The following is a 23,682-nucleotide window of genomic DNA, read 5'->3' as shown; positions in this document are numbered from 1 at the left end:
TTTTCCTCGTTATAATGAAGTGATTGGATTTTTGGAGGGAAATAATGAAGATTACGATGAAGGAAGTCGCAAAACTAGCCGGCGTTGGTGTCGGCACAGTCTCACGGGTTTTAAATAACGGCTCAGTCAAGGAGAGCACCCGCCTAAAAGTTGAAGCCGCGATGAAGGAATTAAACTACCAGCCGGATTTATATGCCCGCAGCTTTAAAACCAACCGCACCAACACGATTGCGCTAATTATTCCGACTGTCTGGCACCCCTTCTTTTCAGAATTTGCTTGGCATGTGGAGCATCAGTTAGAAAAAAATAATTACAAAGTGTATCTCTGTAATTCAAGCGGCAATGCAGACAAGGAACAAGAATATATTCAGATGGTCGTCCAAAATAAAGTCGACGGCATCATTGGCATCACCTATTCGGATATTGACCAATATATTTCCAGCAATTTGCCCTTTGTCAGCATTGACCGTTATTTTACCGAAGATGTCATCTATGTGACCGCCGATAATTCAGCGGGTGGGCGCTTAGCTGTTGATGAATTGCGAGCTCGTGGTTGTCAAAAGCTGGCCTATATCGGAGGCTATCAAGAAACCCCGAATGAAACCAAGAACCGCCGCAAGTATTTTGAGATTGAATGCCAGCGGTTGAAACAAAGCTATGAAATTTTAGATATGCTAGAGCCTTTGACGGATTTAGCAGACCGTTTAAGCGAATTTTTAACGGCGCGTCCCGACATAGACGGTATCTTCACCATCAATGATTCGATGGCGTTAGATGTCCAACGGGTTTTAACAAAATTAGGTAGACGAGTGCCAGAAGATGTGCAGATTATCGGTTTTGATGGTCAGCGGAATCGTGAAGGTGAAAAATATTTGGTCTCTTCAATTGCCCAGCCGGTGGAGTTAATGGGCAAAACCGCCGTGGACTTAATTTTGCAGGTCATCAACGGACAAGATGTGCAACAACGGACTGTCTTGCCGGTGGCTTTTGTTGAAGGCGGCACAACGCAAAGCAAAGAATGAATGCAACTTGAAGTCTTAGCAATGGGAGGCTTCAAGTTTTTTTAGTGGAAATAAACACTTTTTGCAAATGTGTTTAAAAAAAATGACAGTCAAAATTGAATATGCTAGGCTTTTCTTAGATTAGAAAAATTATTATCTAAAGGAGAGTACAATGAAAAAATTAACACGGGTTAGCATGTCCTACATGATTTTAGGGTTGGTATTTGGTGTTTATTATCGGGAATTTACCAAGTTCAATGATTTTACAGAGACGACGCAATTGAGTGTGCTCCACACGCATACGTTGATTTTAGGGATGTTTTTCTTTTTGATCGTGTTGCTCTTGGAGAAAAATTTCCAACTCAGCCAACACAAAAATTTCAAAAAGTTTTTTATCATCTATAATATCGGCTTGGGTGTCACCTTGTTGATGCTGTTAGTTCATGGCACGATGACTGTTCTAGGCTACGCTGATTCAGCGGCAATTTCTGGTATTGCCGGCTTGGGTCACATTATTATCACCATCGGGCTAGGCTTTTTCTTCAATGTTTTATTCGGCTCGATTAAAGAATAATTTGTAACAAATTAATTGCATTTGACCTGTACCCTGCTCAACCTTCGTCTTAGCAGTTGGGGGACAGTCTCAAATGCTTTTTTATTTGCAAAAAAAAATTTTCAGTAAAAGTCGCTAAAAAAACAGACACTCTTTTTTTAACAGTTGAAAAGAAATGTTGAAGCTGACTGATAAGGTAGTTTTGTTATCTTTAATTCTTTGTTATTGAGGACATGTTTAAAATTTATACCACTGTTATGAGGTAATTGCTGTCAATAAATTAACTTCTTATAATTTGCTAACTAGGAGAAAATGTTTTTTTAAATTAGGCTGATAGCAGAATGGGAGGAGATTTTTTATGGCAAAACCAGATTTAAAGGACCCGAGAAAGTTATTTCACGATTGGCAATTTCCTAAACAAGAGCAAGAGACACCGGCCCTTCAAGATGAAATGAAGGTCAAACCAGATTGTGGCGAGGACAGCTATGTCGGCAGCCAAAAATTATTTGGTCGCCGAGTCTTAATTACCGGCGGTGACTCGGGGATTGGTCGGGCGGCGGCAATCGCCTATGCTAGAGAAGGTGCTGATGTTGCCATTCAATATCTGCCCGGAGAAGATAAAGATGCCAAGGAAGTTGCAGCGCTAATTGAAGCGGCTGGTCAAAAAAGCTTGCTGCTCCCTTATGATTTACGGGATGAGGCCGCTCCGGCAGTCATGGTTGAAAAAACGGTGGCCGCTTTTGATGGTCTTGATACATTAGTTTTAAATGCGGCTCAGCAAATTGCCCAGCCGAATGTTGCAGATTTACCGTTGGAACAAGTTAAAGATAGTTTTATGGTCAATATTATTTCGATGTTTGCGACAGTCAAAGCGGCGCTGCCTCATCTACCAGCCGGCAGTGCGATTGTTACGACGACCTCGGTCCAAGCCTATCAACCTAGCCCACAATTGTTGGATTATGCAGCAACCAAAGCTGCCATCGCCAACTACACCATGAACTTGGCGCAGTCTTTGGCGCCAAAAGGCATTCGCGTCAATGGAGTTGCTCCAGGTCCAATTTGGACACCATTGCAATTAGATGGCGGCCAGCTGCCGGATGCATTGCCAGAATTTGGGCAAGAAGCCCTGTTGGAACGGGCTGGCCAACCCGCTGAATTGGCCCCAGTCTATGTCTTTTTAGCCTCCAATGATGCCAGCTATGTTACCGCCCAAATTTATGGCGTGACTGGCGGTACTCTAATTAATTAAATTTAAAAATAAAATTTATCCTGCGTCCGTTGGCTAGTTTCTAAACGGCGCAGTTTTTTTGTCGAATAATAGTTCTGAAAAAAAATATTTTATGTAAGGCTGTTACGATTTCTTTCAGGTAGTTAGTTAAATTTTGCTATACTGAAAAAAAGATTATTTACCCCTTGACCTTCCAGTAACAGGAAGGCTTAAGCTAGGAATGTGCCAGTTAAAGAGGAGGAGCAAGATGTTAACCATCAGTCAATTTTCAAAAGCCGGGCGGATTACCGCCAAAACGTTAAGGTATTACGATGAGATTGGGTTATTGTCGCCGCAGAAAGTTAATCCGGACAATGGCTATCGTTATTATGCGGTCACCCAATTAGCCGACGTTGCCATAATCCAGCGGTTGAAAATTTATGACTGCAGTCTGGCGGAGATTCGAGGAGTACTCCAGGATGCAACACAGCTGCCTGTACTGTTGGCAGAGAAGGAAAAACAATTGCAGGAAAAAATGGCAAATTATCAGACCCTCCAACTACAACTGGCCAAAGATTTGCAAACCTTAGCTGAAGGAGGAGACTTTATGTCTTACCAAAATGAAATTGAACTTGTAAATAGCCCCGCCATGAATTTATTCAGTCTACGGAAAAAGATGGATGTCAAAGATTTCGGGAATTTGCTGCAGGAATTATTTGAACAAATTGGTGCCGCTGGAGTCACGCCAATTGGTGCCCCAATGGCTTTTTATCATAGCGATGAATACACGCCAGAAAATTACGATGTGGAATGGGCGGTACCGATTGCGGAAGCAACGAAAGCCACTCGCACTTTACCAGCTTATCAAGCTGCCCGGTTAATCTTTAAAGGCAATTACCAAGAGATGCCGTCAGTCTATGGAGCCTTGTCGCAATGGCTTGAAGAACATAATTTTCAACTAATTGAAGCTCCTTTTGAGTTTTATCAAACTGACCCAAGTCAAGTCTCAGCTGATGAAAATCAAGTGGATGTCTATTTCCCGATTGGATTATTGGATGATTAAAAGTGAGCAAGCTAGTTTGTGATGGTCAGGTTTTAGAGAAACTGAAGCAGATTTAACTGACAGCAAATTCTTGTACCAAACTTTGTCCCTACAAAGCTGCTGTTATTGTGATAAAACTGCAGCTTTTTTTGCTGCGCTGTGAGATTAGCCTTTTTTGCAGCTGAAATTCTGAATTACATTGTCTTTGTTTTTGTGGTTCAGTGGTTGCGTAAGACAGAAAATACCTACGCTCCTGCAATCTAGGAGGTTCTCATCGCAAATTGAAAATGATTAACTGTTCCTACTGGATATTTTTCGTTAAATCGCAAGGTTCGGCGCGGCCTAAACTAGTTGTGTAGCCGTTTTTTAACTGTTGACAGGTGAGCCAAGTGGAAATTTTCTTCATTTTTTTATTTTATTTGATATTTACTGAAGTTGAGTGAGCTGGTTTTACTTGCTAAGACAATCAGAAAATTATGGTCTGAGACAAACGGATTAGCAGTCACAATTGCTGTCAGAAATTGTTTTTTGTGCTACGATCATCTGGCAGTTGGAAAATATCTAAAGAAAGTCAGGAAATAAAATGAAAAAACTAGCCAGATGGCAAAAAGTTCTGCTTGGTGCTTTATTGGCGATTGTCTTAGTCTTTGCCGGGGGCTTTTTCTACCTCGAAAAAAGTACCTACAGTGCCTCAACGGCAGCCGTGAATGCGGAGCAAGTGAGCCAAGAATCAAAGGATTATTACTATTTTGCCGCACCGGAGAAAAGTAGCATCAACTTAATTTTCTATCAAGGAGCGTTGGTGGAGGCGGATAGCTACAGTATCTGGGCTGAGCAGGTGGCCCAAGCCGGCTACAATGTGTACCTTTTGAAACTCCCTTTGAATCTCGCTGTTCTGGGAGAAAACGCAGCTGAAAAAATTATCGAAGAAAACCCCGCCGACACATATATTTTAGCGGGACATTCCTTAGGTGGCGTGATGGCCAGCCGTTTTACTGCCAACCACTTGGATCAAGTAGCGGGTATGATTTATTTGGCCAGCTACCCTGATGAAAAGGGGAGCTTAGCTACGAGTGATTTGCCGGTCCTTTCTTTGACCGCGAGTGATGATGGTGTCTTAGACTGGGATAATTATGAAGCGGCAAAGGAATATCTGCCAAGTGATACCAATTACCAATCAATTGTTGGCGGCAATCATGCCGGCTTTGGTAGCTACGGTGAACAAAAAGGGGACAATCCAGCGGAAATGTCCAATGGCGAGCAACAAATTGAAGTGGCGACGATGCTGATTCAATGGCTGCAGGAAAACTTTCCGCAAAATAATCGCTGAAAAATGTGAATAGAAAAATCCCGCAAACATTTTCAAGTTTGGGGGATTTTTTTCGTCTTTTTAATCAAGAAGTGCTATGCTTTTGGTGATGAATTATATAGAAAAAGGAAGTTATGATAATGGAATTTATCGGAGTCTTATGTCTTATTTTATTAGCAACTACCATCGCTTCTCATTTTTCACAAAAAATTGGTATCCCGGCAGTCGTCGGGCAGCTGCTGATTGGCGTAATCTTAGGGGAAGGGGTTCTCAATTGGTTGCATCCGGATACCTTGATTCATGAATTTTCAGAAATCGGCGTCATTTTGCTGATGTTTATTGCTGGCATGGAAAGTAATCTGAGCCAGCTAAAAAAATATTTGAGACCAGCTTTGCTCGTTGCTTCTTTTGGCATCCTGTTGCCGCTTTTCTTAGGCTTTGGCACAGGACAAGCGCTGGCGATTTCCACTACCGAAGCAATCTTTTTTGGAATTATTTTGACCGCTACCTCCGTCAGTATTTCGGTGGAGGTATTAAAGGAATTGAAGGCCTTAGATACTAAAGAAGGTTCGACAATTTTAGGCGCAGCGGTAATTGATGATATTTTGACGGTGCTGTTGGTCAGCTTCAGCTTTACTTTTTTAGCACCTGACAACAGCCGCAATACTCCATCAATTCTCTTGATTGTGTTAGAAGATTTACTGTATTTTCTATTGATTTACTGTTTAGTCAAATGGTTGGCACCTTATCTAATGAACCTCAGCCGCAATGTGTATGCACCGGCGGCCGTCATTATCGTGTCGTTGGTCATTTGTCTTTCGATGGCCTACTTGGCGGATTTAGTCGGACTTAGCTCAGTGATTGGCGCTTTTTTTGCCGGCGTTGCCATCAGTCAAACCAAAGATAAAACAGAGGTCCACCGCAATGTAGAGGCCCTTGGTTATGCTGTTTTTATTCCCGTCTTTTTTGTCAGCATCGGCTTGAGCGTTTCCTTCGGACAATTAAAAAGCCAAATTGTGCTAGTCGTAGCCTTTGTTTTGGTGGCAATTGCCGCTAAAATGATTGGCGGCTTTATCGGCTCGAAGCTTTCGGGTTTTTCTAACAACAGCAGTTGGATGATTGGCGCAGGAATGGTTTCACGAGGGGAAATGGCCTTAATCATTTTACAATTAGGGACAGACGCCGGCGTAGTTGCCAGTGATTACTATTCCTCACTGGTCTTAATTATTCTAGTGACAACCCTCGTTTCACCGTTGATTTTGAAATATTTCACCAATCGCACATATGCCAAGTCCGCATCTAATCAATAAACAGCACTTTTGAAGAAAAAAAGTCTTTAGGGTATGCTTAATTTAGGTCAAATAGTCAAACAGGAGGGACAGAAAATGAAAATATTTATCGTAGGAGCAGCCGGTCGGGTAGCCGAAGAATTGATTGCCGATTTGATTGCAGACGGCCATGAAGTATTAGCCGGAGCTAGAAGCCCTGAAAAAATTAAAACGGGCGCTAAAATCACCCCCGTCCATTTTGATTTACACTGGGAAGTCGCCGAAATGGCCATAGCTTTAGCGGGTGCCGAAGTCGTTTATTTTGTCGCCGGCTCTCGGGGTCAAGATTTACTACAAACGGATTTGTTCGGCGCAGTCAAATTAATGCAGGCAGCCGAAACCCAAGGCATCAAACGCTATATTCAATTGAGCTCGACGTATTCCATGGAACCGGAAAAATGGCGGGGCACTGGTTTAGAAAAAATCATGAACTATAATATCGCCAAAATGTTCGCTGACCATTGGCTCGTCGATAACACCCAGCTGGACTATACGATTTTACAGCCGGGCAGTCTAGAAGAAACTGCCGCAACAGGCAAAATTTCCGTGAACAGCGGAGCGATGGGACCCAATCCAATCCCCGATGTCGCTAAAACTTTAGCAGAATTATTGAAATATCCTAATACGATTAAGAAGGTTATTTCCATGATGGGCGGATCAGATGAGATTGATGAGGCTTTGAAAACTTTGTAGCTTTTGGACTGGCAAAACCTGGTTCAATTTAACAAGTCAATGGACCGTATAAAAATTTCTGATATTAAACAAAGGCCAGCAACAGCTTGAACTTAAAACGTTCGCTGTTGCTGGTCTTTTCTTCTAACAAATAACTCCTTGCTAAAGGTTTATCTAGATTACTCCCTCAAGGCTTAATATAAGCATAGCCATTCGACTGCAGCTTAACTAAATCTAAAACGCCAGCGGGAACCACCTCGACATTTTTCGGCAGTTGTTCCTCAGCGATATCATTCGCTTTTAGCGCATTGTGGCAAGCGTGGAAATTAATTTTGGGATTGCTGATAAAGTGTTGGTAAGCCGGTTCAAGATAACCGGTGACAGCTCCGCCATTTACTAAAACAATAACTTCAATTGTGGCTGTAGCCTGTAACAGATTGTTAACATTGCTGCGGGCTTCGGGCCATTTTTCTTTTTCATCAATGTGAAAGACAACTTTCATAGGGATTCCTCCTAAATTTGTTTGCATTTTCCATGGAAGCACTCAGTCATTCCAAAGAACAATTAGTGGTAATAACTAGGCTTATTGTATATTATCAACATAAGAAAGAAAAATGGGAGGCTCAACATGTATCAAACGATTTCGATGAAGGATTTTTATCAACAGGCAACACAGAAAAAATTACATATTCTGGATGTTCGCCCGGTGGAGGGCTTTTTTGCTGGGCATGTGCCCGACGCAGTGAGTTTACCGCTGGAGGAGCTGCCGGAAAATTTAGCTCAGTTGTCAAAGGACCAAAAATATTACATTATTTGCCGCAGCGGTCAGCGCTCACAAAGAGCCAGCGAGTTTTTAGCAGAAGCGGGCTATGATGTTACTAATGTTGCCGGTGGTACATTGGCTTGGCCGGGCACCTTAGAAAAATAATTTTAAATAAAGTATTTTCTTTTTGCTAAAAAAAGCTGATAATAAGCTGAATCATTTTTTAGAAATATTGCCGAAGGGGAGCTGGTAATTCTATAAATTTTTAAGGATAAGTTTTTAAAAAATATCTCATAAAGACCATTTGAAATAAGTAAAGTTTTAAAATAAAAATAGCTGCTGTAATTTTTTGTTTTACATAAATTAGATTTTGATAAATAGATGGGGGATTCGACATTGATTGAAATTGTCGGTTTAAAAAAAGTCTTTGAAAATGGGTTTGAAGCCTTGAAGTCGGTGGACTTTACGATTGAAAAAGGGGATTTGGTTTGTCTGCTGGGGCCAAGCGGCTGCGGCAAGTCGACGATTTTAAATATGATTGCCGGCTTGTTGACACCAACAGAAGGCGACATTCGCTTTGACGGGAAATCGGTTGTGAAAACTGAACCGAAGGACCGCAATATTGGCTTTGTATTCCAGAATTATGCCTTATATCCACATATGACGGTTGAGGAAAATGTCATGTTTCCACTGACTGTCGGCGACAAAAAAATGAAAAAAGCAGAGGCCAAGCCGATTGCTGAAAAGTATATGAAGCTGACCAATATCGAAGAATTAAAGGATAAAAAACCAGGGACTCTATCTGGTGGGCAACAACAGCGGGTAGCGATTACCCGGGCTTTGGTCCAAAATCCTGAAGTTTTATTATTAGATGAACCGTTAAGTAATTTAGATGCCCGCCTGCGTTTGAAGATTCGAGAAGAAATTCGCCGTCTCGTCAAAGAAGTCGGCATCACCACAATTTTCGTGACCCACGACCAAGAAGAAGCTCTTTCCATCAGCGATAAAATTATTTTGCTAAATGAAGGTGTCGTTCAACAAGACGATGATCCGCAAAATCTTTATTTGGAGCCTAGCAATTTATTCGTGGCTAAATTTATCGGAAATCCAATTATCAATATTTTACCAGTGGAAATCAAAGACGGGCAGATGTTGCATCCGGAATTTAGCATTCCGCTGGAGCGCTTCAGTGATGAGCGCTTTAAAAAAGGCTATCAGGATGGCCAATACTATATTGGGATTCGACCTGAGGATGTGATTCCAGCCGATGTTGAGCCGGATTTCACGGCTAATATTAAAAGCGTAGAGTTGATTGGCCGGGAACGGATTTTGAATTTTGACGTTAATGAGATTCACTCCAAGTCTTTAGTGCCAATTGAAGTCGCCATTGAAGAAGGCAATACCCAAGGCTTCCGTTTTAATTTGAACAAGGCCTTTATCTTTGAAAAAGAAGGGGCGCGCATCTACTAATGTTTAAATTTAAGAAGAATTACAATCCAGAGAACCAGCCAAAAGCTTGGCTTTTCCTGTTGCCCTCGTTGATTGTCATTGTATTCTTTAGCATTTATCCGTTGATTCGTTCATTTTGGATGAGTTTTCAAAGCGGCAGCTTAATCAATCAGCAGTGGGCCGGCATCGAAAATTATCAAAGAATTCTCAGCGACCCGGTCTTTTTTCGGGCGCTAAAAAATACGGCCCTCTACACCTTTACTGTGGTGCCGATTGCCTTGATTATTTCTTTGGCGATTGCCTGGGTCATCTTTGAAAAAGTGAAATTCAAAAGTTTTTTTGAAACAATTTTCTTTATGCCTTATGTGACCTCAACAATTGCCATCGGGATTGTCTTCCGTTATTTCTTTAACGGTTCTTATGGGATTGTCAATTACATTCTGGGTTTTTTCGGAATTCCCGGAGTCAATTGGCTGGACGATGTCAAGATGAGCATGCCAACCTTGATTATTTTTGGGATTTGGAGCAGTCTAGCCTTCAATATTATTATTTTATTGGCGGGCCTCAGAAATATCGATAAGGAACATTATAAAATTGCCAAGATGTTTGGCGCAAATAGCTGGGAAATTTTCAGTCGGATTACCTTCCCGCAATTGATTCCAACGATTGCCTTTTTACTGACAGTCAATGTGATTGGCGCCTTTAAAGTTTATACGCAGGTCTATGCTTTATTTGGCGGAAAAGCTGGGATTGCCAACAGTGCGACCACAGCGGTTTATTATATCTATGATAAATTTCATATTGCCGGTCGACCGGGTGTGGCGATGGCAGCGACGGTCGTGTTGTTCTTAATTATTCTGGCGGTCACCTTTATCCAAAATAAATTGTTGCGAAAGGTGGGCAATTAAGATGAGTAAAGTGCTGACAACTATCAGTTATATCTTTATTGTTTTATTAGCGATTATCACCGTCTTCCCCTTTGTCTATATGATTTTAGCGGGCTTGATGACTTATCGGGAAGCGACGAGTATTCCACCGACCTTTATCCCGGAAGCTCTGCAATGGAGCAATTTCACGACGGTCTTTGAACGGGCACCATTTCTGCAATATTTTATCAATACCGTCTTTGTGTCAACGGTGACGACTATTTTTACCTTGATTACCGCCGTATTAGCTTCCTTTGCGTTAACTAGCTTAGAGTTTCGTTTTAAAAAAGTTGTGATGGCGATTATGGTTTCCCTGTTGATGGTGCCTTATGAGTCGATTATTTTTACCAACTACAACACAATTGCCAGACTGGGCTTGCTGAATACTTACACAGCTTTGATTATTCCCTTTCTGACGAGTATTTTCTATATTTATTATTTGAACGGCTATCTTAAAGGAATTTTCAGCACTTTTTATAAAGCTGCTAAAATTGACGGGGCGACGGATTTGCAATATATTCGCCGGATTTTAATTCCTATGTCAAAACCGGCTCTGGTTACCGTGGGGATTTTAACTTTTATTTCCAGTTGGAATTCATTCCTGTGGCCGCTTTTAGTTACCAATACCAAAGATTTGCGACTGTTGAATAATGGGCTGTCAGCCTTCACTACAGAAAGCGGCAGTGATGTCCAATTGCAAATGGCGGCTGCCACCTTGACGGTCATTCCCATCTTAATTATTTATCTTATTTTCAGAAAAGAAATTATCAAAGGAGTGGCAAAAGATGGCATCAAAGGCTAAGACGACTGTGACCTTTCACAGCGGGATTTTAACAATTGGCGGCACGATTATTGAAGTCGCCTATCAAGACGCCCATATCTTCTTTGATTTTGGTTCGGAATATCATCCAGAAACGCCGTTGCCGGACGAGAATTTACAAACACTTGTCGATCATCGCTGGGTGCCGGAGCTGTCGGGAATTTACGACGCTCGCTTGAATTATTCCTATCAAGGGGAGACGCCTCAGGAGTTTAAAGAGACAGCGGTCTTTTTATCCCATGCTCATTTAGACCATTCAAAAATTATCAATTATTTAGACCCATCGATCCCCTTATATACTTTGGCAGAAACGAAAGCTATTTTAGAAGAATTAAATCGGGACGGCGACTTTTTAACCCCGTCGCCCTTTGCTGAAAAAAACTTTGTCAGGGAAATGATTGGCTTAAAACCGCGGGATGTCATTCAAGTTGGGGAAATCTCGGTGGAAATTTGGCCGGTGGATCACGATGCTTTCGGCGCTTCAGCGCTATTGATTCGTACGCCGGAACAATTGATCACTTACACAGGAGATTTACGCCTGCATGGGTATCATCCAGAAATTACGGAGGCCTTTGCCAAAGCCGCCTTCCAAACGGATTTATTGATGATGGAAGGGGTCAGCATTAGTTTTCCAGAACGGGAAGAAAATCCCGAAGAAATCAAAGTTTTAAGTGAAACAGACTTGATTCAAAGAGTTGTTGATGTCGAGTTGGAAAACCCGAAACGGCAAATTACCTTTAACGGCTATCCAGCCAATGTCGAACGCTTTTTACAACTCGTTGAGCATTCGCCACGGACAGTGGTATTGGAAGCCAATCAAGCCAGTTTATTACAGGAGATTTTTGGTAAACAAGTGCCTTATTATTATGCCAAAGACAAAATAAATCCTGATTTAAATCCAGAGTTAGAAGTCAGCTATCAAACTTTATTAGCTGATGATGAAAAATATTTGTGGCAGGCAGTTGCTGATTTTGAACAGCTGCAGGCCGGGGGACTTTATTTACACTTGGATGCTCAGCCTTTGGGGGACTTTGATCCGGCTTATGCAGTCTTTTTAGCGCTATTAGCGGATCATAAAATCGAATTTCTGCGTCTAGCAGTGTCGGGGCATGCTTTTCCTGCTGATTTGGAGCAAATTATTGCTTGGATTCAGCCTAAACTATTGGTTCCAATCCATACCTTGAAGCCAGAAAAACTGGAAAATCCGTATGGTGAAAGAATACTACCCACTCGTGGGCAAAAAATTGTTTTATAAAGAGGGAGCGTAAAAGATGAAAGCAAACAAAGTAACATTTGGAGTATTTGCAGCAAGTGCAGCACTTTTATTAGGGGCTTGCGGCGGCGGCAACGATTCAACGGCGGACTCAACTGCCAGCAGTGAAATTGCCACAGAAGTATCAGCAGGCACCACCGTTACATTTTGGCATGCCATGAATGGTGCTCAGGAAGAAGAATTGGTTTCTTTAACGCAACAATTTATGGATGAAAATCCGAATGTCACCATTGAGTTGCAAAACCAATCGCAATATTCTGACTTGCAAGCAAAAATCAATTCTACTTTGCCTTCACCAAAAGATTTACCAACGATTACTCAAGCATACCCAGGCTGGTTGTATAGCGCAGCGACTGATGGCATGCTAGTCGATTTACAAGATTACATCGATAACGCCGATATCGGTTGGGGCGACCAAGAAGCAATTCGGGAACCTTTGATGGAGGGTGCGCAAATCGATGGCACGCAATATGGAATTCCTTTTAACAAATCGACGGAAATGTTATTCTACAATGCGGATATGCTAGCTGAATACGGCGTCGAAGTGCCAACAACTTTTGAAGAATTGGCAGAAGCTTCTAAGACAATTTACGAACAATCAAACGGTGAAGTTGTCGGAGCTGGTTTTGATTCATTAAACAATTATTATGCTATCGGTATGGAAAATGCCGGCGTTGATTTCAATGCTGACTTAGACTTTGCCGGTGACGAATCTAAAGAAGTTATCAACTACTATGCAGATGGTGTCAAAGAAGGCTACTTTAGAATTGCTGGTTCTGACAGCTACTTATCTGGACCGTTCGCTAATGAACAAGTCGCAATGTTTATCGGCTCTATCGCTGGTGAAGGCTACGTGAAAAAAGATACTGAAGGTGTCTTTGAATACGGCGTAGCAACTCGCCCTGCTGAAATGAACCTGCAACAAGGAACGGACATTTACATGTTCGACAGCGCTTCTTCAGAAGAAAGAACAGCTGCCTTTGAATACATGAAATTCTTGACTTCTCCTGAATCGCAATTGGATTGGGCTGTCAACACAGGCTACATGCCCGTTGTCGAATCTGTTTTAACTTCAACAGAATACTTAGACAATCCAGAAACCAAAGTGCCGGCAGAATTAGGCCAAGCAACAGCACACTTATTCTCAATTCCAGTAGCACAAAGTTCTGATGCGGCTTACAATGAAACTCGGGCAATTATGGAAAATATCTTGTCAAATACCGACCAAGATACCGACCAATTAATTGAAGACTCTGTTTCACAATTCCAAGATGCTTGGAACCAATAAGCGTTAAAAATCCAGCAGGTTGAATCTGCTGATGATAAACACGAGGGAGGCCTGTGACAATTTTGTCGCAGGTTCTTTCGTTCATTGGAGGAACTATGCGTTTAACTATTTTAGAAACCAGCGATATTCACGGCTATATTTATCCGACCAATTACGCTGACAAGCAAGAGCTGCCAATCGGTGCAGCCAAAGTTGCCAGTAAAATCAAAGAACTGACTGCAGCGGCAGAAGGTCCAGTGATAAAAATTGAAAATGGCGATTTTATTCAAGGCTCGCCCTTCAGCTATTTCGTTGCCAAAGAAAATAAGTTGACGGCTGCTGACTTGACGCAAGTCACCGATTTAATCGGCTATGACGTTCATGTTTTAGGCAATCACGAATTTAATTACGGTCGGGCTTACTTAGAAGAAGCGGTTGCCAGTTATCAAACACCGGTTTTAGCAGCGAATATTTTAAATGAAGCCGGTGAGCCAGCATTTGGCAAAGCCTATGAAATTATCGAAAAAGCGGGCGTTAAAATTGCCATTCTAGGCTTAGATACGCAATACATCCCCCATTGGGAGCAGCCGGCAACGATTGCGGGTTTAACGTTTGTCAGCGCTGTGGCAACCGCAAAAAAATATCTGCCTCAATTACGGGAATTAGCTGACGTGGTAATCGTCAGCTATCACGGTGGATTTGAACGAGATTTAGTCACAGGAGAGCACACCGAATTATTGACCGGCGAAAATGAAGGCTATCAATTACTGACAGAAGTTGCCGGCATCGACGCCTTAGTGACCGGACATCAGCATCGGGAAATCGCCGCCATTGTCAATGGCGTGCCAGTGGTTCAGCCAGGGTATCGCGGCAATCATGTAGGTGAAATTCAATTGGAGCTGGAAAAAACGGCAACCGGCTATCAAGTAATCGCTAGCAAAGCTGAAATTCATCCGGTGGTAAACGTTAAAGCCGACCAAGAAATTTTAGCTGCTGTTGCTCCTATTGAAAAAGAATTGGAGGCTTGGCTCGACCAGCCGGTGGGAAAAGTTGTCGGTGACATGACGATTGTCGATGCGATGCAGGCTCGCTTAGTTGAACATCCCTATGTAGAATTTATTAATCAAGTGCAAATGGCTGCCAGCGGTGCGGAGATTTCCGGGACGGCGTTGTTTAACAATGAAGGCAAAGGATTTCAAGAGACGATTACCATGCGGGACATTATCACCAATTATATTTACCCGAACACATTAGCCGTTTTAAAAGTTTCCGGAGCCGATTTGAAAGCGGCCCTTGAGCAAACGGCCAATTACTTAATTTTGGAAGCTGGCGAAATTCAGTTTAATCCCGCCTTCATTGATCCAAAGCCACAGTATTATAATTACGATATGTATGAAGGTATTGAGTATATTATCGATATGAGGCAGCCTGTTGGCCAGCGGATTACCGAGATGACGTTTAAAGGACAGCCGGTGAAACCAACGGATGAACTAGAAATTGTCACCAACCAATACCGAGCAGTGGGGGGCGGCAATTTCCAGATGTTTACCCCAGAAAAAATTGTTCGGGAAGTTCAGATTGATATGACCGAATTGATTGCCAATTATCTGGAGAAACATCCGGTAATCAATGCCAGTGTGAATCATAATTTTAGAGTTGTAAAATAAAAAAAGCCTGAAGAAAAGTTTTTAAACGGATGCAGCCAATTTTTAAAAGTTGATTGAATAACTCACTTTTGAAAACTGACATCAGTAGTAAAAACAATATCTTCAGGCTTATTTTAATTCTCTATTTTTTTAAAATAAGGTAGGGTGCTTAACTGAATAGGGATTGTTTCAATTGCCGGCCCCATGAAGACCTGCTGATTGAACCCTGCTTGCCATTGGCCTTTTGGCAGATAAATTTCTTTTGTGACAGCGCCTTTTTCTAAAACAGGCGCCACCAGAATTTCAGTCCCCAACATAAATTGTGTATGGCTGAACCGAAGATCCGCCTCAGGAAATTCATAAATCATTGGCCGAATGATAGGCGTGCCGGTTTTGGCGGCAGCCTGTGCCAATTGAATAATATAGTCTGCAAATTCGACATGCAGCTTAGCGGCCGCCTGACAGATTGCCAAGTGTTCAGCATCTAAGACTCGCCACGGCGCCACAGAAAATTGCATCATCGGCATCAAAGCGGAGCATTGAGCCGAGCGAACGATTAATTCTTGATCCAATTGGGTTTTCCCTAAGAAACTTTGAAATTCGCCGCCGCCAATCATATCAGGACAGCTAAAGTGATAGCCGAGCATTGCTTGAGCTAAAGAATCGGGAATTAATTCAGCTAAACCATTTTCACCCCATTCGAATTCTTTATCCTGCAGCCGATTGACTAAAGGCGCCCCTTGATTTTTATAGGTCATACGAAATTCATTAAAGGGAAATTCTAAGCCAAAGCGGCCCCACAATTCCACCTGCTCTAACGCAGTAGCACCTTGATAAGAGAGATCATCATTGCGATAAAATCGAGGATCACCGGCATCGAATTTAAAACCATCGATGCCAATCTCGGTTTGCAAGTTTTGCAGTTGCTCCTTCAACCAAGCATAGGCTCCGGGATGACTTAAATCTAAAACAGCACTGTATCCATTCCACCATTCACGAATGGCCGGCTGATCATCCCTTTGCTTGATTAAAAAATCCTGCTCCCGCAAGTAGCGAAACTCTGCCGTGTCCGGCGAAATAAAAGGACAGACCCACAGCATCACCTTGAAGCCCAGCTGATGCAGCTCAGTCACCATCTCCTTTGGATTCGGAAATTTTTTTGACGAAAATTGCCACTTACCATAATAATCCGCCCATAAATCATCAATCATTATCAGACCGGCCGGCAAATCATGTGCCAGGATTCCTTTGGCATAATCTAAAATTCCTTTTTGATTTTGGTCATAAATCAATTCAATCCAGGAATTCCATTGGGGCATCGCAAAAAAATCCTTTGGCGGCATTGTCCCCAGGGCATAGACTTGCTGAGCAATTAGCTGTTGAGCATCCTTTAAACAGCTGCCCCCTTCATAAAAATAGACCTCCGTCTGCGGCGCAATTTCATAATGCGTTTCACCAGTATAAAAATCGAAGGCTTGGCTACTCCACAGAGCGCGGCCTTTAGAAGAAATAAAAGTTGGAGCGAATTGATTCACCGTATCAAGATTTTTCAATTTAAGAGCATAATTTTCCTCAAAAGAGAAGGGGTACTTGGGCCCATCCATCACACAACCGCCATACCAGACCTCATCAGGTAGCGTTGAAATTTTTATTCTTTCCGTTAATACCGGTTGCAACACTTGAATATTTTCCATCTTGGGACCTTCCTTTAAGAGCTTTTCTTCTATTATATTATATGTTGACTGATTTGAAAGCGCTACTTTTGTCTAGTTGACACTTTTGCGGGGTTTGTTATATTGGAAGGAAAGACCGGTTTGAAAAATTAAGACTAGCAAAAGGAGGAGGACCATGTTTCTTCACGAGTTAAAAATCAATGATACGCAGCAAAAGGGTTATCCCTTTGAAGTTTTTGCGGTGCAGGAAATTTTAAAGCATCACGGCAGTCTGCCTTTTACCGCTCCCATCACTTTTTTATCAGGAGATAACGGCACTGGCAAGTCAACGATTTTAGAGGCAATTGCCGTTGCTTATGGTATCAATCCAGAAGGCGGCAGCCAAAATTTTAACTTTGAAACCTTTGCGAGCCACTCCTCACTCCATGAAAATGTGCGTCTGGTTAGAAAAGGCACTTTACCCAGAACAAAATTTTTTCTGCGTTCAGAAACCTATTACAATGTAGCATCAGAAATTGAAGAACTTTCTGGATATGAAACCACGCCCTTTGGTTCTTATGGCGGCCAATCACTTCATGAACGTTCCCACGGGGAAGGGCTGTTGGCAATTATTGAAAATCGTTTTGGCGGTAATAGTTTCTATCTACTGGACGAGCCAGAGGCGGGCTTATCGACCAGCCGCCAATTTTCTTTACTGGAGCAAATGCATCGGCTAGTCAAGACGGGCTCGCAATTAATCATTGCGACCCATTCACCAATCATTATGGCGTACCCCAATGCGCAAATCTATCAATTTTCTGAAGCGGGACTGGAGGAACTAACCCTTGAGGAAACGATAGCCTTCAAAGAGAGTAAGATTTTTTATGATGACCATCAGCGGCTGCTGCATTATTTGTTGGAGTGAGGGAGTGTTGGAGGCAAAGTCGCAGGTAATTGAGGAGAATGTTTTTGTGGGAGTTTTAGAAGTGGTATCATAAAGTTAAAATAAATTCCTCATAGCATTCCCCCCGCAGCTGGCGTATAATTTTTGAAAATGGAGCAGGTGTGCTTAATCAAAGGAGGCCCTTATGCGAATTCAACAGTTGGAATATTTGGAAATGATTGCCAAAACTGGCTCCATCAATGAAGCGGCCAAAAAATTATTCTTGACCCAGCCCAGTTTATCCAATGCCATCAAGGAATTGGAAAATGAAATGGGGGTCCAGTTGTTGTTGAGGAGCAAAATGGGGGTAACTTTGACCAATGATGGCCGGGAGTTTTTGATTTATGCCCGTCAAATTTTGGATCAGGTGTATTTACTGGAGGAACGTTACCAACAGCAAAGCGTTCGCAAGCAGGCCTTTTCCGTATCAGCGCAGCATTATGCCTTCGTGGTCCATGCCTTTGTTGAGCTGATTCGTGGTGTCACAACCGCCGAATATCAATTTACACTGCGGGAAACCGAAACGGAAAATATTTTAGATGATTTAACTAGTTTTAAAAGTGAAATTGGCGTGCTTTATGTAAATGATTTTAACCGCCAAGTGATGACCAAATTATTTAAAGAAAAAGATTTAGTCTTTACCCCTTTATTTGTCGCTCAACCCCACGTCTTTGTCGGCCGCCAAAATCCTTTAACCCAGAAAAAAATTGTCCAGTTAGAGGATTTACAGGAATACCCGTATCTTTCTTATGAACAAGGGGACAGCAATTCTTTTTATTTTGCGGAAGAAATTCTCAGCACTCTGGAGCATAAAAAAAGCATCAAGGTCAGTGATCGGGCCACAATTTTTAATTTGATGGTGGGGTTGGATGGCTACACCATCAGCTCTGGCATTATCTCCAGTGAATTGAACGACGATAAAATCGTCGCCATTCCACTGGCGGTTGAAGATTCGCTGACTTTGGGCTGGATTAAACAAAAGCAGTTGGAATTATCCCCGATTGCCCAAGAATATCTGCAGATTCTCCAGGCCCATATTAGAAAATATGGGTTTGAGATTATTGGGGAGTAACCCATGACCACAGCAACATTATTACAACAAATAAAAAATGACACCAAAAAAATCCTGCGTCATAAGCTAGTGGGCATTTATTTGCATGGCTCGTTTGTTTTAGGCGGCTACAATCCTGATTTCAGTGATTTGGATTTTTTGATTGTCGTCAAATACAACTTGACGAAGACTGAAAAATTGGCCTTGATGGCAGTCGTGCTAGAGAAGTGGTGGCCCAACGCTCCCAAAAAAGGCTTGGAGTTTCATGTAATGACGGTGAAGATGCTGCAAAAAAGCCCAGTTGCGGCAACTTTTGATTTTCATTTTTCACCGCTTCATCGAAGGGCTTTTTTGAAAAGCCCAGAGCAATTTATCGAAGCAATGCAGGGACTTGACCCGGATTTACCCGCTCATCTAAAAATAATTCGCAAAAAAGGCTGTGTTTTGCTAGGGAAATCCACTAAGAAAACCATCCCCTATATTTCCAAAGAGAACTACTGGCGCAGTGTGTATGCCGATTTACAAGATGCTTCAGTGGGCATCCACCAAGCTCCGGTGTCAACGCTTTTAAATTTGTGTCGCAGTTTAGCTTTTGTGAAGCGTAATCTGCTGTTAGGAAAATTAGCTGGTGGCCGCTGGGCTTTGCAGCAGGTGTCGCCAGAATTTCAGAAAATCATTGGGCAGGCAATTATTGATTATCAAGGAAATTCCCTTAGCTTGCAGCAAAATTATTCGGAGGAAAACTTGCAAGAAATCACAGTTTTTCTACTGTCTACGATAAAAAAAGCTGCTGGGGAAAACTCGCTTTTCGTTCATTAATTTTTTGCAAAGCCGATTGATAATTCTAAGCATAATTTTTGCAGAAGTCCCAAAAGTGAGTATGATTAGCAGTAGAAAGAAGGGATAGTAATGGCAGAATTTAAAAAAGCCGTCTTTGCTGGCGGATGTTTCTGGTGTATGGTCAAACCTTTTGAAGAAACGCCAGGTATTGAGAAAGTAGTTTCCGGTTATACAGGCGGACATACCAAAAATCCCACCTATCGCGAAGTTGGTTCAGGTAAGACTGGTCACACTGAAGCGGTGGAAATTACTTATGACCCAGATCAAATCAGTTATGCTGATTTAGTTGAAATCTATTGGCGCCAAACCGACCCAACAGATGCTTTAGGACAATTTGCAGATCGAGGCGACTCCTATCGTCCGGTGATTTTTTATGGTGATGAGGCTGAAAAAGCAGCGGCAGAAAAATCGAAGGCCGACTTAGCAGCTAGTGGTCGCTTCAAAGAACCGATTGTTACAAAAATCGAAGCTCGCCAAACATTTTATCCGGCTGAGGATTATCACCAAGACTACTACAAAACCAACAGCGCCCACTACAATATGTATCGTGAAGGCTCCGGCCGGGCAGCGTTTATTCGCAATAACTGGAAAAATTAATAAAATTAAAGGAACAGCTAGTCACATTTAGACTAGCTGTTCCTTTTTTTAAATACGCCCATAATGTAAAATCTGTTGGTTAGCGTATTGGAGATAGTCCTGCAATTTATCAATGGCTTCAGCATAATGTTCAGCACGGATTAAATCCAAATACTCTTGGAAAAATTGGACCGTCGATAAAGTTTTTTTAGGTGCATTACTGGAATCGGACATTTTTCGGTACAAAGAGGTGCTGACGACTCGGGCCCACAGACTCTCGTAGGTCGGCGCAAGCAGTTCATTGCCGGAGGCTGCCATGATAGCCGTATAAACTTTGGGCATTTGATTGATGTATTGAACGTAATCGAGACTTTCTCGATAGTGCTTGGCTAAGGCTAATTTTTCCTGAATGTCCTCTACATTTAAAACAACTAGGCCAAGGCTGGCTTGTTTTGTGGCTAAAATTAACCATTCAACACAAATTTGTGTGATGTCGACCATTTCTTTTACCGTGGCTTCCCTCAAGGAGATGCCGCGGTTTTTTTTGTAGACAATTAATTTTTCCTGCTCCAATTGTTTTAGAGCAGAACGGATGGGTGAGCGGCTGTAGCCGAGTTTTTTTGAAATTGAGGCTTCAGATAAACCTTCTTCAAGATTATATTCCCCAAAAAGAATCGCTTGTTTAATTTCTTGATAGACACTGCTTTCAATGGATTTTGGCATGATTTTCATCCTTTTACATATAATTTACAAAAACGTTACTGAATATTGATGAATCTCCCCTGTCCTACAAAGTATACTACAAGTGTTCAGTGGTATACTACTGAAATTTGAAAATGGGAGATTGAAAATGAAAAAAATGAAATTAGCACTTTTAACCTTATTATGTGGGGCATCTTTAGCAGTGATGACAGGCTGCGGTAATAATCAAGCAGCGAGTGCAGCTGGCGAAATTGATAAATTAACGATTGTCCAAATGCCGGATGAAAATAATCCGGATGCAGGCACGAAAAATGAAGACTTCCGCAGTGCAATGGCAGAGGAATTAGGTTTAGAAGTGGAAGAATTAGTTGGCGCAGAATATTCTGTGGGCATTGAAGCGATGAAATCCGGGAAACTGGATGTGTTGTTAGTTTCGCCGATGAGTTATTATCAGGCGAAAAAAGTTGCTGGCGTTGAGCCACTAGTTACGACAACCTCCATGGGGGAAGAAGAATATCGGACGGTCTTTATTGTTAGTAAAGACGACACGGAAACGCAAACGTTAGCTGATTTAGAAGGGAAAACTTTTGCCTTTGTTGACCCAGCCTCTTCTTCTGGCTATATGTTTCCCAAAGCTAAGTTAGTCAACGAGCTTGATTTAGATACCGACCAATTGGAAAATCCTGACTACTTCTTTAAGACTGTTGCTTATTCCGGCAAACATGACTCAAGTATCATGGGCGTCATTAAAGGCGATTACGATGCAGCGGCGGTTGCTGGTCAAACAATTCCGCAATTGGTTGAAGCGGGAATTATTGAAGAAGACGATGTGCGGGTGATTGGTGAAACCGATGTGATTCCTAATGCGTGCTTTGTCATTCGTGCAGACTTACCGCAGGAGATGAAGGATAAAATTAAAGAATTTTATTTAAACTATGCCAACGAAGACTATTTTGAAACAATGTATGGCAGTAAAGACGTGCGCTTTATCGAAGCCAAGGATGAAGATTATGCAATCGTAGAAGAAATGGTGGCGACATTAAACATTGAGGAGGCCGAATAATGGCAGCAGAATTATTAGTCTTAAAAAATTTAGGAAAAACCTATGACAAAGAAAATTATGCATTGAAAAACGTTGATTTGACGATTCACAAAGGCGAATTTATCGTGGTTATCGGGCCTTCCGGTGCTGGCAAATCGACCTTCATCCGTTCAATTAATCGGATGATTGATCCCTCTGAAGGGGAAATTATTTTTGACGGTACTCACATGGAAAAAGTGAAGGGGCGGGAATTAAAACGTCAGCGCTCTGACATCGGCATGATTTTCCAACATTACAATTTGATTGGCCGCACCAATGTGATTAAAAATGTATTGCATGGTCGTTTAGGCAAGGTTTCATTTTTCAATAGCCTCTTGAGCCGCTATCCAGAAGCGGATAAACGGGAAGCTGTTGAATTATTGACCAAAGTCGGCTTAAAAGACCAATTATACAAACGAGCAAATGATTTATCCGGTGGCCAAATGCAGCGGGTCGGCATTTGCCGAGCGATTATGCAGCATCCTAAATTAATTTTAGCGGATGAGCCAATTGCTTCATTGGATCCCAATTCTGCTGGGATTGTGATGGATCATTTAAAGGGTGTTACCGAGGAACGAGGTATCACCTGTATCGTCAACTTGCACCAAGTCGACTTTGCAAAAAAATATGCAACTCGGATTATCGGGATTCAAGCTGGCCAAGTTGTTTTTGATGGACGGCCAAGCGAGCTTTCAGATGAAATGACCGCCATGATTTACAAAGGAAAAGAAGCGCAGATGAAATTGCCGCAAGAGGATGCGCTACTGACAGAGGGGAATTTGACTTATGGAGAAATCTAGCCAACGGGTGCTGTTGACTGAACAAAAGAAATTGGCTTTATTGCTGAAGCTGATGACTGTCATCGGTGTGGTCATCTTTGCTTTTGCCTATCTGCAAGTAAATCCTTTGGAAGCGTTGCTGGCCTTTCCCAGCTTCTTTCAGTTTTTTATTACCAATTTTCTGCCGGCTAATTTCACTCAATTGTCGACCTACCTGCCCTTAATTTTAGAAACGCTATTGTTTGCGGTTGTAGGAACTTATTTTTCAGCGATTTTGGCCTTTGTCTTTGGCCTCTTGATGTCAGAACAGGCAAATCCGTTTCGCTGGTTGAGAGTCGGGGTGCGGGTCTTTATTTCATTTTTAAGAAATATTCCGATTTTAGTTTGGGCTTCACTGTTGGTTTATATTTTTGGTATCGGTAATATGGTGGGTCTGCTGGCTTTAATTATTGCTACTTTAGGATTTTTGGCCCGCTCTTATGCAGATTCTATCGATGAAATTGCCGGCAGTAAGCTCGAGGCTTTGCGGGCAAGCGGCGCTTCTTATCTACAAATTTTATTTCATGGCCTGATTCCCGAATTTATTCCATCTTGGATTAATTGGACACTGTTTTCCTTTGAAATAAATATTCGCGCCTCCTCCATTTTAGGAATGGTCGGCGCAGGCGGCATCGGGATTATGATTCAAACCAATATTCGTCTATTTAAATACCATGAGGCTCTATCTTTAATTATTATTTTAGTGGCGATGGTGCTGCTGACTGAATTTGTCGTCAATCGCCTCAGACGTTTAGTGAAATAA

At 42.1% G+C, this 23,682-nt stretch carries 24 protein-coding genes; 21 read left to right on the top strand and 3 right to left on the bottom strand.

Features of this window, described 5'->3' with window-relative positions:
- Positions 1–44: 44 nt before the first annotated feature.
- The 7 genes from ACYSNU_RS16460 to ACYSNU_RS16430 all read left to right on the top strand — a co-directional run bounded on the left by ACYSNU_RS16460 (position 45) and on the right by ACYSNU_RS16430 (position 7,133).
- Positions 45–1,022, top strand: a complete 978-nt coding sequence (locus tag ACYSNU_RS16460; RefSeq protein ID WP_461738255.1) for a LacI family DNA-binding transcriptional regulator — start codon at positions 45–47, stop codon at positions 1,020–1,022.
- Between the two features lie 151 nt (positions 1,023–1,173).
- On the top strand, positions 1,174–1,575 hold the full coding sequence (locus tag ACYSNU_RS16455; RefSeq protein WP_461738254.1) for a DUF2871 domain-containing protein: 402 nt from the start codon (positions 1,174–1,176) through the stop codon (positions 1,573–1,575).
- A gap of 337 nt (positions 1,576–1,912) precedes the next feature.
- The gene (locus ACYSNU_RS16450; RefSeq protein WP_461738253.1) at positions 1,913–2,803 is read left to right on the top strand and encodes an SDR family oxidoreductase; all 891 of its coding nucleotides are present in this window, start codon (positions 1,913–1,915) and stop codon (positions 2,801–2,803) included.
- A gap of 226 nt (positions 2,804–3,029) precedes the next feature.
- Positions 3,030–3,824 carry a MerR family transcriptional regulator gene (locus ACYSNU_RS16445; RefSeq protein ID WP_461738252.1) on the top strand — a complete coding sequence of 265 codons (795 nt, stop codon included), beginning with the start codon at positions 3,030–3,032 and terminating at the stop codon, positions 3,822–3,824.
- A gap of 562 nt (positions 3,825–4,386) precedes the next feature.
- A complete protein-coding gene (locus ACYSNU_RS16440; protein WP_461738251.1) occupies positions 4,387–5,133 on the top strand; it encodes an alpha/beta hydrolase in 747 nt (248 codons plus the stop codon).
- Between the two features lie 119 nt (positions 5,134–5,252).
- Positions 5,253–6,422, top strand: a complete 1,170-nt coding sequence (locus tag ACYSNU_RS16435) for a cation:proton antiporter (RefSeq protein ID WP_461738250.1) — start codon at positions 5,253–5,255, stop codon at positions 6,420–6,422.
- Positions 6,423–6,497: 75 nt separating this feature from the next.
- Positions 6,498–7,133 (top strand): NAD(P)H-binding protein, encoded by a 636-nt coding sequence (locus ACYSNU_RS16430; RefSeq protein ID WP_461738249.1) that lies wholly within the window; start codon positions 6,498–6,500, stop codon positions 7,131–7,133.
- A 166-nt stretch (positions 7,134–7,299) separates the two neighbouring features.
- On the opposite strand, the gene ACYSNU_RS16425 is transcribed toward ACYSNU_RS16430, so the two are convergent.
- A complete protein-coding gene (locus tag ACYSNU_RS16425; protein WP_461738248.1) occupies positions 7,300–7,614 on the bottom strand; it encodes a DsrE family protein in 315 nt (104 codons plus the stop codon).
- A 126-nt stretch (positions 7,615–7,740) separates the two neighbouring features.
- On the opposite strand from ACYSNU_RS16425, the gene ACYSNU_RS16420 reads away from it, so the two are divergent.
- The 7 genes from ACYSNU_RS16420 to ACYSNU_RS16390 all read left to right on the top strand — a co-directional run bounded on the left by ACYSNU_RS16420 (position 7,741) and on the right by ACYSNU_RS16390 (position 15,277).
- On the top strand, positions 7,741–8,040 hold the full coding sequence (locus tag ACYSNU_RS16420; protein ID WP_461738247.1) for a rhodanese-like domain-containing protein: 300 nt from the start codon (positions 7,741–7,743) through the stop codon (positions 8,038–8,040).
- 231 nt (positions 8,041–8,271) lie between these two features.
- Positions 8,272–9,345 carry an ABC transporter ATP-binding protein gene (locus ACYSNU_RS16415; protein WP_461738246.1) on the top strand — a complete coding sequence of 358 codons (1,074 nt, stop codon included), beginning with the start codon at positions 8,272–8,274 and terminating at the stop codon, positions 9,343–9,345.
- Positions 9,345–10,232 carry a carbohydrate ABC transporter permease gene (locus tag ACYSNU_RS16410; RefSeq protein ID WP_265457881.1) on the top strand — a complete coding sequence of 296 codons (888 nt, stop codon included), beginning with the start codon at positions 9,345–9,347 and terminating at the stop codon, positions 10,230–10,232. Before ACYSNU_RS16415 ends, ACYSNU_RS16410 begins: the two co-directional genes overlap by 1 nt.
- A 1-nt stretch (position 10,233) precedes the next feature.
- Positions 10,234–11,052 (top strand): carbohydrate ABC transporter permease, encoded by an 819-nt coding sequence (locus tag ACYSNU_RS16405; RefSeq protein WP_461738245.1) that lies wholly within the window; start codon positions 10,234–10,236, stop codon positions 11,050–11,052.
- Complete coding sequence (locus ACYSNU_RS16400) at positions 11,036–12,325, top strand: MBL fold metallo-hydrolase (RefSeq protein ID WP_461738244.1); 1,290 nt, start codon at positions 11,036–11,038, stop codon at positions 12,323–12,325. Before ACYSNU_RS16405 ends, ACYSNU_RS16400 begins: the two co-directional genes overlap by 17 nt.
- 16 nt (positions 12,326–12,341) lie before the next feature.
- Positions 12,342–13,631 carry an extracellular solute-binding protein gene (locus ACYSNU_RS16395; RefSeq protein WP_461738243.1) on the top strand — a complete coding sequence of 430 codons (1,290 nt, stop codon included), beginning with the start codon at positions 12,342–12,344 and terminating at the stop codon, positions 13,629–13,631.
- Between the two features lie 95 nt (positions 13,632–13,726).
- Positions 13,727–15,277, top strand: coding sequence for a bifunctional metallophosphatase/5'-nucleotidase (locus ACYSNU_RS16390; protein WP_461738242.1), 1,551 nt, complete (start codon positions 13,727–13,729; stop codon positions 15,275–15,277).
- Positions 15,278–15,390: 113 nt separating this feature from the next.
- Here the strand turns inward: ACYSNU_RS16390 and ACYSNU_RS16385 are convergent, their stop codons facing one another.
- Entirely contained in the window at positions 15,391–16,950 is a 1,560-nt protein-coding gene (locus tag ACYSNU_RS16385) for a glycoside hydrolase family 31 protein (RefSeq protein WP_461738241.1), read from the bottom strand.
- A 154-nt stretch (positions 16,951–17,104) separates the two neighbouring features.
- Here ACYSNU_RS16385 and ACYSNU_RS16380 point away from each other — a divergent pair, with 154 nt between their 5' ends.
- The 4 genes from ACYSNU_RS16380 (at position 17,105) to msrA (ending at position 20,339) form a co-directional block, all read left to right on the top strand.
- Positions 17,105–17,833 (top strand): AAA family ATPase, encoded by a 729-nt coding sequence (locus tag ACYSNU_RS16380; RefSeq protein WP_461738240.1) that lies wholly within the window; start codon positions 17,105–17,107, stop codon positions 17,831–17,833.
- 163 nt (positions 17,834–17,996) lie between these two features.
- On the top strand, positions 17,997–18,923 hold the full coding sequence (locus tag ACYSNU_RS16375; protein ID WP_461738239.1) for a LysR family transcriptional regulator: 927 nt from the start codon (positions 17,997–17,999) through the stop codon (positions 18,921–18,923).
- Between the two features lie 3 nt (positions 18,924–18,926).
- Positions 18,927–19,721: an aminoglycoside adenylyltransferase domain-containing protein gene (locus tag ACYSNU_RS16370; protein ID WP_461738238.1), complete on the top strand. Its 795-nt coding sequence runs from the start codon at positions 18,927–18,929 to the stop codon at positions 19,719–19,721.
- A 90-nt stretch (positions 19,722–19,811) separates the two neighbouring features.
- Positions 19,812–20,339 (top strand): peptide-methionine (S)-S-oxide reductase MsrA, encoded by a 528-nt coding sequence (gene msrA, locus ACYSNU_RS16365; RefSeq protein WP_461738237.1) that lies wholly within the window; start codon positions 19,812–19,814, stop codon positions 20,337–20,339.
- Between the two features lie 48 nt (positions 20,340–20,387).
- On the opposite strand, the gene ACYSNU_RS16360 is transcribed toward msrA, so the two are convergent.
- On the bottom strand, positions 20,388–21,041 hold the full coding sequence (locus tag ACYSNU_RS16360; RefSeq protein ID WP_461738236.1) for a GntR family transcriptional regulator: 654 nt from the start codon (positions 21,039–21,041) through the stop codon (positions 20,388–20,390).
- A gap of 127 nt (positions 21,042–21,168) precedes the next feature.
- Between ACYSNU_RS16360 and ACYSNU_RS16355 the strand changes: the two genes are divergently transcribed.
- Genes ACYSNU_RS16355 through phnE form a run of 3 tightly spaced genes read left to right on the top strand, consistent with a single transcriptional unit; the run spans position 21,169 to position 23,682 of the window.
- Positions 21,169–22,083 carry a phosphate/phosphite/phosphonate ABC transporter substrate-binding protein gene (locus ACYSNU_RS16355; RefSeq protein ID WP_461738235.1) on the top strand — a complete coding sequence of 305 codons (915 nt, stop codon included), beginning with the start codon at positions 21,169–21,171 and terminating at the stop codon, positions 22,081–22,083.
- A complete protein-coding gene (gene phnC, locus ACYSNU_RS16350) occupies positions 22,083–22,901 on the top strand; it encodes a phosphonate ABC transporter ATP-binding protein (RefSeq protein WP_265457912.1) in 819 nt (272 codons plus the stop codon). Before ACYSNU_RS16355 ends, phnC begins: the two co-directional genes overlap by 1 nt.
- Positions 22,888–23,682: a phosphonate ABC transporter, permease protein PhnE gene (gene phnE, locus ACYSNU_RS16345; RefSeq protein ID WP_461738234.1), complete on the top strand. Its 795-nt coding sequence runs from the start codon at positions 22,888–22,890 to the stop codon at positions 23,680–23,682. Before phnC ends, phnE begins: the two co-directional genes overlap by 14 nt.

It is taken from the genome of Enterococcus sp. LJL120 (genome assembly GCF_054871765.1).
Note: the sequence above shows the minus strand (reverse complement) of the source record. Positions and strands in the feature narration are given on the sequence as shown.

Excerpts from the sequence above, each read along its gene's own strand:
- ACYSNU_RS16455 (WP_461738254.1), top strand. The coding sequence starts at position 1,174 with ATGAAAAAATTAACACGGGTTAGCATGTCCTACATGATTTTAGGGTTG.
- ACYSNU_RS16355 (WP_461738235.1), top strand. The coding sequence starts at position 21,169 with ATGAAAAAAATGAAATTAGCACTTTTAACCTTATTATGTGGGGCATCT.
- ACYSNU_RS16440 (WP_461738251.1), top strand. The coding sequence starts at position 4,387 with ATGAAAAAACTAGCCAGATGGCAAAAAGTTCTGCTTGGTGCTTTATTG.
- ACYSNU_RS16375 (WP_461738239.1), top strand. The coding sequence starts at position 17,997 with ATGCGAATTCAACAGTTGGAATATTTGGAAATGATTGCCAAAACTGGC.
- ACYSNU_RS16450 (WP_461738253.1), top strand. The coding sequence starts at position 1,913 with ATGGCAAAACCAGATTTAAAGGACCCGAGAAAGTTATTTCACGATTGG.
- ACYSNU_RS16370 (WP_461738238.1), top strand. The coding sequence starts at position 18,927 with ATGACCACAGCAACATTATTACAACAAATAAAAAATGACACCAAAAAA.
- ACYSNU_RS16425 (WP_461738248.1), bottom strand. The coding sequence starts at position 7,614 with ATGAAAGTTGTCTTTCACATTGATGAAAAAGAAAAATGGCCCGAAGCC.
- ACYSNU_RS16380 (WP_461738240.1), top strand. The coding sequence starts at position 17,105 with ATGTTTCTTCACGAGTTAAAAATCAATGATACGCAGCAAAAGGGTTAT.
- ACYSNU_RS16385 (WP_461738241.1), bottom strand. The coding sequence starts at position 16,950 with ATGGAAAATATTCAAGTGTTGCAACCGGTATTAACGGAAAGAATAAAA.
- ACYSNU_RS16360 (WP_461738236.1), bottom strand. The coding sequence starts at position 21,041 with ATGCCAAAATCCATTGAAAGCAGTGTCTATCAAGAAATTAAACAAGCG.
- ACYSNU_RS16435 (WP_461738250.1), top strand. The coding sequence starts at position 5,253 with ATGGAATTTATCGGAGTCTTATGTCTTATTTTATTAGCAACTACCATC.
- ACYSNU_RS16400 (WP_461738244.1), top strand. The coding sequence starts at position 11,036 with ATGGCATCAAAGGCTAAGACGACTGTGACCTTTCACAGCGGGATTTTA.
- ACYSNU_RS16405 (WP_461738245.1), top strand. The coding sequence starts at position 10,234 with ATGAGTAAAGTGCTGACAACTATCAGTTATATCTTTATTGTTTTATTA.
- ACYSNU_RS16395 (WP_461738243.1), top strand. The coding sequence starts at position 12,342 with ATGAAAGCAAACAAAGTAACATTTGGAGTATTTGCAGCAAGTGCAGCA.
- ACYSNU_RS16430 (WP_461738249.1), top strand. The coding sequence starts at position 6,498 with ATGAAAATATTTATCGTAGGAGCAGCCGGTCGGGTAGCCGAAGAATTG.
- msrA (WP_461738237.1), top strand. The coding sequence starts at position 19,812 with ATGGCAGAATTTAAAAAAGCCGTCTTTGCTGGCGGATGTTTCTGGTGT.
- ACYSNU_RS16410 (WP_265457881.1), top strand. The coding sequence starts at position 9,345 with ATGTTTAAATTTAAGAAGAATTACAATCCAGAGAACCAGCCAAAAGCT.
- ACYSNU_RS16445 (WP_461738252.1), top strand. The coding sequence starts at position 3,030 with ATGTTAACCATCAGTCAATTTTCAAAAGCCGGGCGGATTACCGCCAAA.
- ACYSNU_RS16460 (WP_461738255.1), top strand. The coding sequence starts at position 45 with ATGAAGATTACGATGAAGGAAGTCGCAAAACTAGCCGGCGTTGGTGTC.
- phnE (WP_461738234.1), top strand. The coding sequence starts at position 22,888 with ATGGAGAAATCTAGCCAACGGGTGCTGTTGACTGAACAAAAGAAATTG.
- ACYSNU_RS16390 (WP_461738242.1), top strand. The coding sequence starts at position 13,727 with ATGCGTTTAACTATTTTAGAAACCAGCGATATTCACGGCTATATTTAT.
- phnC (WP_265457912.1), top strand. The coding sequence starts at position 22,083 with ATGGCAGCAGAATTATTAGTCTTAAAAAATTTAGGAAAAACCTATGAC.
- ACYSNU_RS16420 (WP_461738247.1), top strand. The coding sequence starts at position 7,741 with ATGTATCAAACGATTTCGATGAAGGATTTTTATCAACAGGCAACACAG.